At 44.1% G+C, this 13,201-nt stretch carries 13 protein-coding genes; 11 read left to right on the top strand and 2 right to left on the bottom strand.

Going from position 1 to position 13,201, the window contains the following annotated elements; translation table 11 throughout:
• Nucleotides 1–16: 16 nt before the first annotated feature.
• The 9 genes from GKC25_RS15265 to GKC25_RS15225 all read left to right on the top strand — a co-directional run bounded on the left by GKC25_RS15265 (nt 17) and on the right by GKC25_RS15225 (nt 9,039).
• The gene (locus GKC25_RS15265) at nt 17–610 is read left to right on the top strand and encodes a sugar transferase (RefSeq protein ID WP_034660037.1); all 594 of its coding nucleotides are present in this window, start codon (nt 17–19) and stop codon (nt 608–610) included.
• Nucleotides 573–1,259, top strand: coding sequence for an acetyltransferase (locus tag GKC25_RS15260; protein WP_106036505.1), 687 nt, complete (start codon nt 573–575; stop codon nt 1,257–1,259). The genes GKC25_RS15265 and GKC25_RS15260 overlap by 38 nt, the downstream gene beginning before the upstream one ends.
• Nucleotides 1,259–2,437, top strand: coding sequence for a DegT/DnrJ/EryC1/StrS family aminotransferase (locus tag GKC25_RS15255; protein WP_187704168.1), 1,179 nt, complete (start codon nt 1,259–1,261; stop codon nt 2,435–2,437). Before GKC25_RS15260 ends, GKC25_RS15255 begins: the two co-directional genes overlap by 1 nt.
• Before the next feature lie 149 nt (nt 2,438–2,586).
• Nucleotides 2,587–4,209, top strand: coding sequence for a nickel ABC transporter substrate-binding protein (gene nikA / locus GKC25_RS15250; RefSeq protein WP_187704167.1), 1,623 nt, complete (start codon nt 2,587–2,589; stop codon nt 4,207–4,209).
• An 18-nt stretch (nt 4,210–4,227) separates the two neighbouring features.
• Complete coding sequence (nikB, locus tag GKC25_RS15245; RefSeq protein WP_095285770.1) at nt 4,228–5,172, top strand: nickel ABC transporter permease subunit NikB; 945 nt, start codon at nt 4,228–4,230, stop codon at nt 5,170–5,172.
• A complete protein-coding gene (nikC, locus tag GKC25_RS15240; protein ID WP_034660032.1) occupies nt 5,169–6,002 on the top strand; it encodes a nickel ABC transporter permease subunit NikC in 834 nt (277 codons plus the stop codon). Before nikB ends, nikC begins: the two co-directional genes overlap by 4 nt.
• 4 nt (nt 6,003–6,006) lie before the next feature.
• Entirely contained in the window at nt 6,007–6,822 is an 816-nt protein-coding gene (locus tag GKC25_RS15235; protein WP_187704166.1) for an ABC transporter ATP-binding protein, read from the top strand.
• A gap of 13 nt (nt 6,823–6,835) precedes the next feature.
• Complete coding sequence (locus GKC25_RS15230; RefSeq protein ID WP_187704165.1) at nt 6,836–7,651, top strand: ABC transporter ATP-binding protein; 816 nt, start codon at nt 6,836–6,838, stop codon at nt 7,649–7,651.
• Nucleotides 7,652–7,713: 62 nt separating this feature from the next.
• Complete coding sequence (locus tag GKC25_RS15225; protein ID WP_187704164.1) at nt 7,714–9,039, top strand: MATE family efflux transporter; 1,326 nt, start codon at nt 7,714–7,716, stop codon at nt 9,037–9,039.
• Nucleotides 9,040–9,063: 24 nt separating this feature from the next.
• Here GKC25_RS15225 and yvfG read toward each other — a convergent pair whose 3' ends face one another.
• Nucleotides 9,064–9,279 carry a protein YvfG gene (gene yvfG, locus GKC25_RS15220; protein WP_003213121.1) on the bottom strand — a complete coding sequence of 72 codons (216 nt, stop codon included), beginning with the start codon at nt 9,277–9,279 and terminating at the stop codon, nt 9,064–9,066.
• 70 nt (nt 9,280–9,349) lie between these two features.
• On the opposite strand from yvfG, the gene rpoN reads away from it, so the two are divergent.
• Together rpoN and GKC25_RS15210 are read left to right on the top strand one after the other, a co-directional pair.
• Nucleotides 9,350–10,648: an RNA polymerase factor sigma-54 gene (rpoN, locus tag GKC25_RS15215; RefSeq protein WP_187704163.1), complete on the top strand. Its 1,299-nt coding sequence runs from the start codon at nt 9,350–9,352 to the stop codon at nt 10,646–10,648.
• A 172-nt stretch (nt 10,649–10,820) separates the two neighbouring features.
• Nucleotides 10,821–11,558, top strand: coding sequence for a FadR/GntR family transcriptional regulator (locus tag GKC25_RS15210; protein WP_106038183.1), 738 nt, complete (start codon nt 10,821–10,823; stop codon nt 11,556–11,558).
• Between the two features lie 27 nt (nt 11,559–11,585).
• Here GKC25_RS15210 and GKC25_RS15205 read toward each other — a convergent pair whose 3' ends face one another.
• Nucleotides 11,586–13,028, bottom strand: a complete 1,443-nt coding sequence (locus GKC25_RS15205; RefSeq protein WP_106038184.1) for a sigma-54 interaction domain-containing protein — start codon at nt 13,026–13,028, stop codon at nt 11,586–11,588.
• Nucleotides 13,029–13,201: the final 173 nt, after the last annotated feature.

Below are 13,201 nucleotides of genomic sequence, written 5' to 3'. Positions count from 1 at the left end.
ATAAGGAGATTTAATGATGAAAAGAATGTTAGATGTGATGGTGGCATTGACGCTGCTCATCGCAGGCAGTCTTCTTTTTCTTCTGATTTATGGACTGATTCGGTGGAAAATTGGGACGCCTGTGTTGTTTCGGCAGAAGCGGCCTGGTCTGTATGGCCGGCCATTTATGCTGTATAAATTTCGGACGATGACCGATGAACGCGACGAGCACGGGGGGCTCCTGCCAGATCATCTTCGATTAACAAAAACCGGCGCCTTGATTCGCAAGCTCAGTCTTGATGAATTGCCGCAATTAGTCAATGTCCTAAAAGGAGAGCTCAGTCTCGTTGGACCAAGGCCTCTTCTGATGGAGTATCTGCCGATGTATACAGAGGAGCAAGCAAGGCGCCATCTTGTAAAGCCTGGCATTACTGGATGGGCACAGGTGAATGGAAGGAACACGATCTCCTGGGAGGAGAAATTCACCTATGACCTCTGGTATGTCGAGCATCAATCATTTTGGCTTGATATGAAAATTTTATGGATGACCTTGCTGAAAGTCATCAAAACAGAGGGGGTGCAGCAGCCGCATCATGCCACAGCTGAAAAATTCAAAGGAACCGATATGTAAAGAGCAGCCCATAGGTTTAATTGGGGCTGGCGGGCATAGCAAAGTCATTCAGGATATGATTGTTGCACATCCCGATTACTCATTATGTGCCGTATTAGATGATCAATTTGAAGAGGAGGTCACTCAAAGCGGCATCTTGTATGGACCGATCTCCATGAGTCAACAGCTGAGAGAGACAATGCCTCATATGAAATGGCTGATTGCTATTGGGCAAAATGAGATGAGACAGCTAGTAAAGGAACGCCTCTCATTTGAAAACAAGGCGTTTGCCACGCTCATCCATCCAGAGGCGGTCATAAGTCCATCAGCGGTCATTGGAGGGGGAACTGTCGTGATGGCAAGGGCAGTAGTTCAAGCAGATGCAGCAATCGGTGAACATGCGATTATCAACACAGGATCTATCGTAGAGCATGACTGTATACTCGAATCGTTTGTGCACCTATCACCAGGAGCAGTGTTAACTGGCTGTGTGTCTGTACGAATGGGTACCCATATTGGGGCAGGTGCTGTTGTGATACCCGGGATATCGATCGGAAGCTGGACAATCATTGGCGCAGGAGCCGCAGTAACAAAAGATATACACGATCAGAAAGTCGCTGTAGGCATTCCTGCAATAGAAATCAAAGATCGGAGAGAAGGTGGGAAATGATGCAAGAAAGGAAACGAATTTACTTATCGCCTCCGCATATGAGCGGAAAAGAGTATCTGAAAATAGAGGAAGCCTTCAAGAGCAACTGGATTGCGCCGCTTGGACCTCTGGTGAATGAATTTGAGCAGGCAGTCGCGGGCTATGCAGGAGTGAAGACAGGAGCGGCTTTATCTTCAGGAACAGCAGCGATTCACCTCGCCTTAAAGCTTATTGGTGTTCAAAAAGGGGACGTTGTCTTTTGTTCAACCCTCACATTTGTTGCAACTGCAAATCCGATTTTATATGAACAAGCGACGCCTGTTTTTATTGATTCTGAAAGAGATACATGGAATATGTGCCCGCTTGCTTTAGAGAAAGCCTTTGTGGAATCAAAACGACTTGGAAAAAGACCCCGTGCTGTTATTGTCGTGCATTTATATGGACAAAGCGCAAAAATGGACGAGATTCTGGCGTTGTGTGAAGCATATGATGTACCAGTCATTGAGGATGCGGCTGAATCGTTAGGTGCTCTATATAAAGGGAAAAAAAGCGGCTCAATGGGCAGGTTCGGTGTCTATTCGTTTAATGGAAATAAAATCATTACAACATCCGGGGGTGGAATGCTTGTGAGTGATGATGAAGTTGCGATCGAACGCTGCCGCTTTCTCGCTTCACAGGCAAGAGAGCGCGCTATGCATTATGAGCATCAAGAGATGGGATACAACTATCGCATGAGCAACCTGCTAGCAGGTGTCGGGATTGCTCAGATGGAAATATTGGAGGAGCGTGTTGAGCAAAAACGCCGCATTTTCAAGCATTATCAGGAAGCGTTATCTGAAGTAGAGGGTCTTTATTTGATGCCAGAATATCAAGACACCAAGTCCAACCGCTGGTTGACCACATTGACCATTGATCGTGATAAGCAAATGTATCCAGTGGACATCATTGCTGCACTAGAAAAAGAACAGATCGAAGCAAGGCGTGTATGGAAGCCACTGCACCAGCAGCCGCTCTTTCGTGATTGTCCTTTTTATTCAGCGGCGAAAGGCACTCCCGTATCTGAGTTGTTATTTGAAACAGGGCTTTGTCTCCCCTCTGGAACAAGTATGACAGAAGCTGAACAGGATCGTATCATTGACACACTTCGTAATGCCCTGCGAGAAAAAACATTCACCTCTTCACAGGCTGCTCATTCGTAAGCAGCCTGTCTCTCTTTCTATCAAATTCATCAATTAATGGAATAAATAGGTATATGTATTGTCAATTCGTTTTAAATATGATATTGACAAAGGGGTCCTTCCTCCTTAAAATGAAAATGATTATCAGCGTCAATTAGGAGGAACATCTTATGTCTATTTGGAGTCATTTTTTTCCGAAAATTAAAATAAATACAGTATTACCTTTCCTGCTGATCTTTTTATTAGTAGGCTGCTCTCAAGCAAACAATGGAGCAGGTGGAAACAAGGATCATCCTGACATGATCACGATGGCTTGGCCGAGAGATATTGGCGAAATGAATCCGCACGTATACAACCCATCACAATTGTTTGCACAATCAATGATTTATGAGCCATTGGTCAGCTATCAAAAGAATGGAAAGCTAAAACCTGAATTAGCGAAATCATGGGATGTTTCAAAGGATGGCAAGGTGTATACTTTTCATTTAAGAGACAATGTGACGTTCTCAGATGGATCTGAGTTTAATGCTAACATTGTGAAAAAGAACTTTGATTCCATCTTAAAAAACAAGGATATACATAGCTGGTTAGGTGTTATAAAAAAAATCAAAAAGACAGAAGCAGTAGACAAGAAAACGTTTAAACTCACATTAACAGAGCCATATTATCCAACTGTTCAAGAATTAGCAGTTGTCCGCCCGGTTCGTTTCTTAGGCGAAGCAGGCTTCCCTAAAAACGGAGATACGTCAAAAGGAATTGAAAAACCAGTGGGGACAGGCCCTTGGGTATTAAAAACATACCAAAAAGATGACTATGCCATTTTCGAACGAAATGATCATTATTGGGGAGAAAAACCAAAGGTTAAAGAAATTAAAGTCAAGGTGATCCCAGATGCGGAAACGAGAGTCATGGCATTTGAAAAAGGCGATGTAGATGTCCTTTACGGAGAAGGAACCATTAGCCTTGATGCCTACAAACAGCTAGAGGCGAGCGGCAAGTATGAAACAAAAATGTCAGAGCCTGTAGCAACGAGACAGCTTGTCATGAACACAAAAGTGGATCAGTTGTCAGATGAGAAAGTGCGTCATGCCCTTCAATATGCTATTAATAAGAAATCAATGGTAGAAGGTGTCACCTCTGGCTTAGAGGATGAAGCAGATCACATATTGCCGACCAACATGCCTTACACATCTGATATTAAGGTGAAGTCTTTCCAGTATGATGTAGACAAAGCGAAAGCATTGCTGGATGAAGCAGGCTGGACACTTCCAAAAGGAAAAACCGTTCGTGAAAAAGATGGAAAAGCGCTTGAATTTAGTATGATGTATGACTCAGCAGAATCGATTCAAAAAGCGATGGCTGAGACGCTTCAAGCAGAATGGGGAGCCATTGGCGTTGGCGTCAAACTTGAAGGTGTGGAGCTGGCAACACAGGTGCAGCGCTTTAAAGCCAACAAATTTGATATGAACTTCTTTAGCAACTACGGAGCGCCTTATGATCCGCATACATTTATGAATGTCGTCTCATCAGATGGTTTTGGATTCAAAGAAGCCATCTCAGCCTATCCAAATAAGGACAAGCTGATCAAAGAAATGAGCGAAATTCCATCAACAACCAATGAAAACAAACGAAAAGCACTTTATTCGTCTGTGTTATCTTCATTACAGGATCAAGGGGCGATTGTGCCAATCTCTTATTTTAAAAAGACAGCCGTTTATCAAAAAAATGTGAAGGACTTTGAGTTCCCAGCAAATCGCGATGAACATCCATTCACAGGCATTAAGCTGAAGTAATAGAAGGAAGGTAAGGAAATGGGCCGCTATATCGTCAAACGCATGCTATCAATCATCCCTGTATTTTTATTAGCCACACTTTTTACGACTGGTATGATTCACCTTTCACCAGTTGACCCGGCTGAGGCATATTTAGCAGCGGCTCATATCCAGCCTACGGATGAAATTTTAGCGCAAAAACGAAGTGAATTTGGTTTAGACCAACCGTTTTATATGCAGTATCTTCACACCATTGAAAAAGTCATTCACCTTGATTTTGGCCAGTCGTATATGTCGAACCAGCCTGTGCTCAATGAGGTGATCTATAGAATACCAGCGACGATTCAATTGGCGCTGACTAGTCTGCTGATAGCTATTTGTGTCAGCATTCCGCTCGGCTTTTTCAGCGGCATGAGGAAAAATGGCGTCGTTGATCATATGAGCCGGCTTATTTCTTTTTTAGGAGCATCTATCCCGACGTTTGTCTTGGGGTATTTGCTCATCTTCTTTTTTTCAGTGAAGCTCGATCTTTTACCAGTTGAAGGGGTCGGAACATGGGAGCATCTCATCCTGCCGTCGATCACACTGGCCGTCCCTTTAATTGCTACGTATACAAGGCTATTACGATCAAGTGTGAGTGAGGCGCTTCAAGAGCCTTTTGTTCAATATGCGAGAATCAGAGGATTAAAGGAACGGTCGATCATGTTCAAGCATGTATTGAGAATCGCTATATCGCCAATGCTGACAGGGCTTGGGGTGAATCTTGGCAAGCTGCTGACAGGAACCATTATCGTAGAGGCGGTTTTTTCATGGCCGGGGTTTGGGCGCTTCTTTATTGAAGCGATCTTTAACCGGGATCTGCCGGTCATTCAATTCTATGTCCTCATGGCAGCATGTATCTTTATCTTGAGCAGCTTGATTGTGGACTTGCTCCAGCTGATCATTGACCCCCGTATTTCCAGAAAGGAAGGCCGCCACCCATGATGACAAAAGGAAAATATCTCTTCTCTCATCAAAAGATGATCTCGATCTGTGTGGTGCTTCTTGGTCTATTGCTGATTGTGACAGTATGTGCACCGTGGATCGCTCCACATGATCCGGCGGCTGTCAATCTAGCGATGAAGCTAAAGGGGTCTTCGTGGGAGTATCCTCTTGGGACAGATCAATTAGGCCGATGCAATTTATCTCGAATTTTATATGGTGCACGTGTTTCACTAGGCTGTGCGTTATTAATCTTTCTCTCTTCTTTATTGATTGGGTTAATCGTTGGTTTGTTGTCAGGTTATAAAGGCGGCTGGATCGATCACGTCTTGATGAGAATCTGTGACGGGATCATGGCATTCCCGAACCTGGTGCTGATTCTTGGATTAGTCGGCATCTTCGGTCCTGGACTTTCTCAAGTAGTGCTTGCCTTGATGCTGGTACAATGGGTATACTATGCTCGCGTCTTTCGAGGAATGGTGCTGAGTTTAAAAGAACAGAACTTTATTGCTGCCGCAAAAATCAGCGGGACGTCCCACTGGAACATCATGAGAAAGCATATGATTCCAAATGTCCTGCCGCCACTCGCGGTCATAGGTACACTCGAAATGGGCTGGGCGATTATGGACATTTCTGCGATGTCCTTTCTCGGATTAGGCGTTCAGCCTCCTATGCCTGAATGGGGAGCGATGATCCATGAAGGGAAGTCGTACATTCAAACGAATCCTCAGTTGATGCTGTACCCAGGTCTTGTGATCATGGCTGTCGTGGTCCTCTTTAATTTACTAGGAGAGGCCCTCTCAGAGAAATATGGTATCAAACGCCGTGTGTAAAGGAATGATCGATGTGCAAGAGTCCATTTTACAAATAGAGAACCTGCATGTGCAGACGAAAACGGCTCATGGGACAACCTCTCTTATTCAGGACGTATCGTTTGAAGTAGGGCGTGGTCAAATCGTTGGATTAATAGGTGAGAGCGGCTGCGGGAAAACGGTGACAAGTATGTCGATCTTACATATGCTTGACCGGAAAACAACGGAAGTCACTGGCAGCATCACATTACAAGGACGAGAATTGATCGGTATGAGTGAAAAGGATATGCGCTCTATTCGGGGCAAAGACATCTCATATATTATGCAAAATCCAATGAACAGCTTTACACCAGTATGGTCGATCGGTCATCAGCTGATTGAAACCATCCGCCGGCATACCGCTGTCAGTAAAAGGCAGGCACAAGCGAAGGCGATGGATGCGTTAGCGCAGATGAATCTGCCGCAGCCAGATAAGCTGTTAAACAAGTATCCCTTTGAACTAAGTGGCGGTATGCTGCAGCGTGTCATGATTGCCATGGCTGCCTGCATGCACCCGCCTCTTCTCATAGCAGATGAACCAACAACTGCTTTAGATGTACACACGCAGAAGCTGGTGCTTGAGCACCTAAACCAAATTCGTCATGAGTATGGAACTGCCATTTTGCTCATTACTCACGATCTTGGCGTCATTGCAGAAATGGCAGATCAGGTTGTCGTCATGAGACAAGGAGAAATGGTTGAAAAGGCAGAAGTGCTTGAGCTTTTTGAAAACCCGAAGCATGATTATACAAAGAAACTATTAGCAGCTCGTCCATCCATCCCAGCTGTTTGCCCGATTTGAGGTGAGAAGGCCCTTGCATTTATTAGAAGTGAAAGCAGTTAGTCATTCATACAACAGCCGGTCTTTTCTGATGAGAAAAAAAGGCGCAGACCAAGTCTTAAGCGGCGTCAATTTAATCATTGAAGAAGGCACATGCCTCGGATTGCTGGGGCAAAGCGGCGCAGGGAAAAGTACACTAGGCCGCATCATACTTGGTCTAGAGAAACCAAGAGCCGGTCAGGTCCTTTTTGAAGGGCAGGATATATATTGTGCAGATCAGCGAACACGCAAACATTATCGCCGGCATGTGCAAGCGGTGTTTCAAGATTCATATTCGGCGGTGAATCCAAGGTGGACAGTCGAACAAATTTTATCCGAGCCGCTTGAAAACTATGAAGCTATGAGCCGACAAGAACGCAAAAACGTGTTGATTCACTGGCTGGAAAGAGTCGGGCTCAGTGAAAAGGACTTGTCTAAATATCCGCATCAATTCAGCGGCGGCCAGCTGCAAAGGATCAACATCGCAAGAGCCTTATTGCTGCAGCCAAAGCTCGTCGTACTGGATGAATCCGTCAGCAGCTTAGACATGGTTACACAGGCTGTCATTTTAGATTTATTAGTAGAATTAAAGAAGGAACTGGATGTCGCTTACTTATTTATTACACATGATATGACGGCAGCCTATCATGTAAGTGATCAATTGGCGATATTGGATCAAGGTGAACTTGTTGCTCAATTTCAATCAAAGGATGATTTCTTTTCATCAGAAGAGACAGCGGTGCAGAAAATGAGAGATGCAATGCTCGCAGACCATCCTTTGTCCCGAACAATTGGCAGACCGGTTCGGTAAATCTTCATTTCATCAACGCCTCTTTTAGAAGAGGCTATTTTTCATGAAAGGCAGGTGGCATCGTGAACCATCGAGCGTATTTAGCTTTGGCCATTCCTTTAACCATCTCAACGATGACCACTCCATTACTTGGAGCTGTTGATACAGCAGTTGTCGGTCAGCTCGCCAATCCCGCTTATATTGGAGGCGTCGCGGTTGGCAGTCTCATTTTCAGTACACTATATTGGCTCTTTGGTTTTTTGCGGGTGAGTACATCTGCTTTTGCCGCCCAGGCAAACGGGGCGCAGAGTGAGGAGCAGGGCGTACTTGCTTTTCTAAGACCTTTTTTAATCGCCATCATTGTCGGCCTTTGTTTTATTGTCCTGCAATGGCCAATTATTCAATCTGCTTTTCTAGTGATTTCTCCCGCTGCGGATGTCCGGCAATTTGCAGCAGATTATTTTCATATTCGTATTTGGGGTGCCCCGTTTACCTTGATGAATTATGTGATATTAGGGTGGCTGGTGGGAATGGCAAAAATGAAAGAAGCCCTCTCTTTACAAATCTTGATCAATGTCATGAATATGGTCCTTGCCCTTCTGCTTGTTCATGTGTTTTCGTTTGCAGTCAAAGGGGTGGCGGCTGCGACATTGATATCTGAATTAACCGCCTTTGTGCTAGGCGCATGGATCATCATGAAGCATTCAAAAAACGGGTTCCAGATGCCTTCTCTTAAGAAAATCATGGATACACAGGCAGTTCAGAAAATGTTTCATGTGAATAAAGATTTGTTTATTCGGACGATTTGTCTGCTAGTGGTGATTAACATGTTTACAGCAAAAGGTGCTTCTTTTGGAACAGAGATGCTGGCGGCCAATGCCATCTTATTTCAAATTCACTACATCATGGCTTATTTGTTCGATGGTTTTGCCAATGCATCCAGCATCCTTGTGGGCAGATCAGTTGGTGCAAATGACCGTACCCTTTATGAAAGAACTTTAACTCTTTCGAGACAGTGGGCACTTGTCATGGCATGCGTCATTGCGTCGGTTTATTTTCTCTTAAAAGAGCCGATCTTGAGCTTGTTTACAAATCTTCCCCGGCTTCTTGATGTGACTTTAGGCTATGCAGACTGGCTCGTTCTCTATCCGTTTGCCGCTTGTTTCGGTTTGGTCATATACGGCGTATTTACAGGTGCGACAGAAATTGCCCCTGTCAGAAATTCGATGCTGTTTGCGATGATCTTGTTTATCGTTGTTCAAGCAGCAGTCACGCCTATTTGGCACAATCACGGACTATGGTTTGCCTTTATCATCTATACTGTCGGACGGTCTGGCTTTTTGATGATGTACAAATCAAGGCTGGATCAGAAGCTTTTCGCAAATGAAAAGCACCCTTTGCCATCATGACAAAGGGTGCTCTTTTTCGTTCATTCATTCGCTTTCTTTTTTCACTTTTTGATATGCTTCATCAAGATGCTGAATACGCTTCAAGACCACAGCGTTTTTGGTCAGCTGGTCTTGTACAAGCGTGGACACCACTGAGCGGTAATAGGCATTCATGGCATGAATCTTGTCTTCATTTTGATTCATGGCGATGTGCTGTTTCAAGTTGTCAACAAAGTATGGAACGGAAAAAAGTTCAGACATGGGAATCACTCCTATTTCGTATATACGGTCCGTCAATCTTCATGTAAAATGATGAGAGGGAGGGGAGACAATGAGCCTTAATCTGCAACAAGAACAAGTATTAAAGCAGGTGCTCACACAAGAACTCAGGCAGGCCATTACGCTGCTCCAGCTGAATAGCGCTGAGCTTGGCGAGTATCTTGACCAGTTAGCGCTTGAGAACCCTCTGATTGAGCGGAAAGACACGGACAGCTATCAACCAGTTTATCATAAAAAATCTCAAGATCGAATGACAGAGCCGTATCGAACGCATCAAAAAGAAAGCCTGCAAATGTATTTAAAGAAACAAGCTATTGATTTGAATCTAAGTGAAAAGAATCAAAGGATCTTTGACTTTATGATCGAGTCCATTGATTCCAATGGCTATTTAAATGAACCGGTTGACGAGATGGCAGCTGTCTTAGAGGTGCCAGCTGAAGAAGTAGAAGCCGTCCTTCATCAGCTTCAATCGCTAGAGCCTGCCGGTATTGGCGCAAGATCATTACAAGAATGCATTCTGCTTCAGCTGAGAAGAAAAAAGGAGCGCTGGTATGAAGCCGAGCTGATCATCGACGAGCACTTCTTTCTCTTTGCAAGAAAGGCTTGGAAGGAAATCGCGGCGAAAACAGGCGTTTCAATTAAAACACTTCAAGCGGTACAAGATGAGGTGTCGCAGCTGGAACCAAGACCGGGCATACATTTCTCATATGAAGAGGACCCTGTGTATATAGAGCCAGATGTGACGATTACTGTCGTGCAGGACCACATCACATTTGAGCTGAATCAGCGCGCTTTTCCAGACGTTGAAATGAATGAAGGATACTTCGCCATGATTCAAGACCAGAAGCGGCATGAAGCATATGTGTATCTAAAGGAAAAAGAGCAGCAATACAATTGGCTTGTCCAAGCGCTGAAGCAAAGAAAACAAACGATGACCCATGTCGTTCGTGAGATTATCTTCCATCAGACAGATTTTTTCCTTACAGGGAAACATAAAATGAAACCGCTTACGATGAAGCGGATCGCAGATATATTGCAAGTGCATGAGTCAACAGTCAGCCGAACGGTGAAAGGGAAAATGGTGCAAACCCCTTATGGTCTCATGGAAATGAAACAATTTTTCCAAGCAAAACTAGAAGGACCTTCGCTGGAAGAGGCGTCCAGCTACACAGTCAAGACGCACATCGCAGAGCTGATCCAAACGGAAAATAAGAAAAAACCGTATTCGGATCAGCAAATGATGACGCAGCTTCAGCAAACCTTTGGTATCCGTGTGTCGCGCAGAACCATTGCGAAATATCGTGAACAAATGAATCTTCCATCATCTACACTGCGGAAGCGCTATGATTGAAAAGAAGTACTTGCCAGAAACAAGGCAGGTGCTTCTTTTTTGTTGAAAGCAAGGCACACAGAAGATTTTTTGGAAATTAAATCGGGGAGACGTCTGAACGGAAATTTTGGGGTAAAGTATAAGATAGGGCATGAGCCGATAAGGATAGACAACAGTGATGAGGTGAGACCAATTGAAATATAAACAAATCAAAACCAAAAAAATATATGAAGAAATTGCGGATGCATTAATCGAATTCATTCGTACAGGTGAGCTTCTTCCGGGGGAAAAATTAGATTCGGTTCAAGCGCTCTCAGAAAGCTTTCAAGTCAGCCGTTCCGCTGTAAGAGAGGCGCTGTCTGCTCTCAAAGCGATCGGATTAATAGAGATGAAGCAAGGGGAAGGCACATATGTGAAGCAGTTCGATCCTGAACAGCTCGCATTTTCTTTATCTCCTGCATTTTTAATGAAGCAGCATGATGTCAGGCAGCTCCTTGAAGTGAGAACCATCATTGAAACAGGTGCTGTTAAAAAGGCGGCGCTGCTTCGGACGGACGATGACATTCATCAGCTGCGTGATGCACTCGAACAAATGAAGCTGGCAGAAGCACATGAAGAAATTGGTGAAGAGGCAGATCTCACCTTCCATCTCGCCTTAGCCAAAGCCTCGAAGAATGATGTATTAAAGGTGTTAATGAATCAAGTCTCAACCTTGTTAGTAGAAACGATGCGGGAAACGAGAAAAGTCGTATTATTCTCAACGAAAGCCTCCATTCGGCAGCTTCACGAAGAACATGAACAAATTTACAAAGCCGTCATGGCAAGGCAGCCAGAAGAAGCTGAGAAAGCGATGCTTACGCATTTGAAAAATGTAGAAAATCTGCTGGGTGATGTGCTGCAAGAACCAGCAGAACAGTCAGATACACAATAAGCTGTGCCGAATGATGGCACAGCTCTATTATTGACGAGAAATATGTAGCTTTTTCATTCGATATTGCAGACTTTGCCTGCTCATGCCCAATAACTTTGCAGTCTGTGAAATATTATCGTCCATTTTTTCTAAGTAATGGACGATGTATTGTTTTTCGAATCGCTCCATTTGGGTTTGGAAATCAGTCGTCTGTTCTGGGCTTGTATAGACAAAGGTGTCAGCAGCTGCGGTTTGCTGCAGAGAATTTGTTTGCAATTGCGCCTTAGGACGGCCTTCCCCGTGCTTAAATCTAAAATGATAGGGTAGGTGATGCATGCTTAAGTCGTCTTCATCCATCATCATATTCATCCCCGCCTCAATCACATGCTCCAGTTCTCTTACATTGCCTGGCCAATGATACGCTTGGAAAAGGGCAAGTACCTCTTCGTCAGCCGTCTTCACCTTCATTTGAAACAGCTCATTATATTTTTGAATAAAATGATTCACAAACGTAGGAATGTCCTCTTTTCGCTCAGAAAGCGGCGGGATAAATAAGGTGACAATACCGAGCCGATAAAATAAATCCTTGCGCATGCGTCCACCTGCGATCGCATCCACAGGGTCCTCATTCATATTGGCAATGACTCTTACATCAACAGCGATTTCTTTTGTGCTGCCTAGCCTTCTCACGCGTTTCTCCTGTAAGACGCGCAGCAGTTTTGCTTGAAGAGGAGGATTTAATGAGTTGATCTCATCTAAAAGCAATGTTCCTCCTTGCGCCTGTTCAAATAAACCAGGCTGATCAGTTGCCCCCGTAAAAGCCCCTTTTTGTGTACCAAAGAGCAGACTTTCAATCAGATTATCAGGCAGTGCCGCACAATTTTGGGTAATAAATGGTCCAGATGACCGGCTGCTGCCGTTATGAATGCTTTGAGCAAACAGTTCTTTCCCAGTCCCTGTTTCGCCAACAATGAGCACATAGGAAGAGGTGCGTGTCGCTCGTTTCGCATGTTCAATCACCTCTAAAAATGCAGGGCTTTGTCCAATAATGGAATCAAAGGTAAAGCGAGTGCTTCCTTTTTTCTTCATATTGTGATGAATCAGCCGTTCCAGCTTGGTCACATCATTTGAAATTTCAACTGCCCCTTGAATGAGGCCGTCTCGAATGAGCGGGTATGTATGGTTAATCGTTGTGATTTCTTTTCCGTTGTAATTATGATACGTCTGCTTGGCATGAACGGTTTGTTTCCCGGTACGAAGCGCTTGGACAAGTGTACTGTGCATCTCATCTTGAAAGGTGAAGAAGTCGAGTACATTTTTATGGAGAACATCAGAGCGTTTTAAAGACTCAATCTCCATCATTTTTTTATTATAAACAACCGTATGGCCATTCTCGTCAATTGCATGAACCCCGACATCAATTAAATCGAGCATTTGTTTATATAAATCAATCTCATTTTCAAGCTTTGCGGCATGCAGATCTTTTTTCACTTGTGCCCCCTCCTGACGTTACCTCTATTTTACATGAAAAATTTTGCGGTTTCCTCTAAAAAATTTGGCATGCGCAAAGAAATTTTGCGTAAATAATGAGGTAGACCCTCATGATCAAGCGGTCAGAAAGTTGGCACGATCCTTGCATAACATATGGATGAAGATGAACCCAA

This window comes from Bacillus pumilus, assembly GCF_038738535.1.
Classification (GTDB): domain Bacteria; phylum Bacillota; class Bacilli; order Bacillales; family Bacillaceae; genus Bacillus.
The sequence above is the reverse complement of the archived record's forward strand: the minus strand, read 5'-3'. Positions and strand labels throughout refer to the sequence as shown.

Coding starts and splice junctions, on each gene's coding strand:
- GKC25_RS15265 (WP_034660037.1), top strand. CDS start 17: ATGAAAAGAATGTTAGATGTGATGGTGGCATTGACGCTGCTCATCGCA.
- GKC25_RS15260 (WP_106036505.1), top strand. CDS start 573: ATGCCACAGCTGAAAAATTCAAAGGAACCGATATGTAAAGAGCAGCCC.
- GKC25_RS15255 (WP_187704168.1), top strand. CDS start 1,259: ATGCAAGAAAGGAAACGAATTTACTTATCGCCTCCGCATATGAGCGGA.
- nikA (WP_187704167.1), top strand. CDS start 2,587: ATGTCTATTTGGAGTCATTTTTTTCCGAAAATTAAAATAAATACAGTA.
- nikB (WP_095285770.1), top strand. CDS start 4,228: ATGGGCCGCTATATCGTCAAACGCATGCTATCAATCATCCCTGTATTT.
- nikC (WP_034660032.1), top strand. CDS start 5,169: ATGATGACAAAAGGAAAATATCTCTTCTCTCATCAAAAGATGATCTCG.
- GKC25_RS15235 (WP_187704166.1), top strand. CDS start 6,007: ATGATCGATGTGCAAGAGTCCATTTTACAAATAGAGAACCTGCATGTG.
- yvfG (WP_003213121.1), bottom strand. CDS start 9,279: ATGTCTGAACTTTTTTCCGTTCCATACTTTGTTGACAACTTGAAACAG.
- rpoN (WP_187704163.1), top strand. CDS start 9,350: ATGAGCCTTAATCTGCAACAAGAACAAGTATTAAAGCAGGTGCTCACA.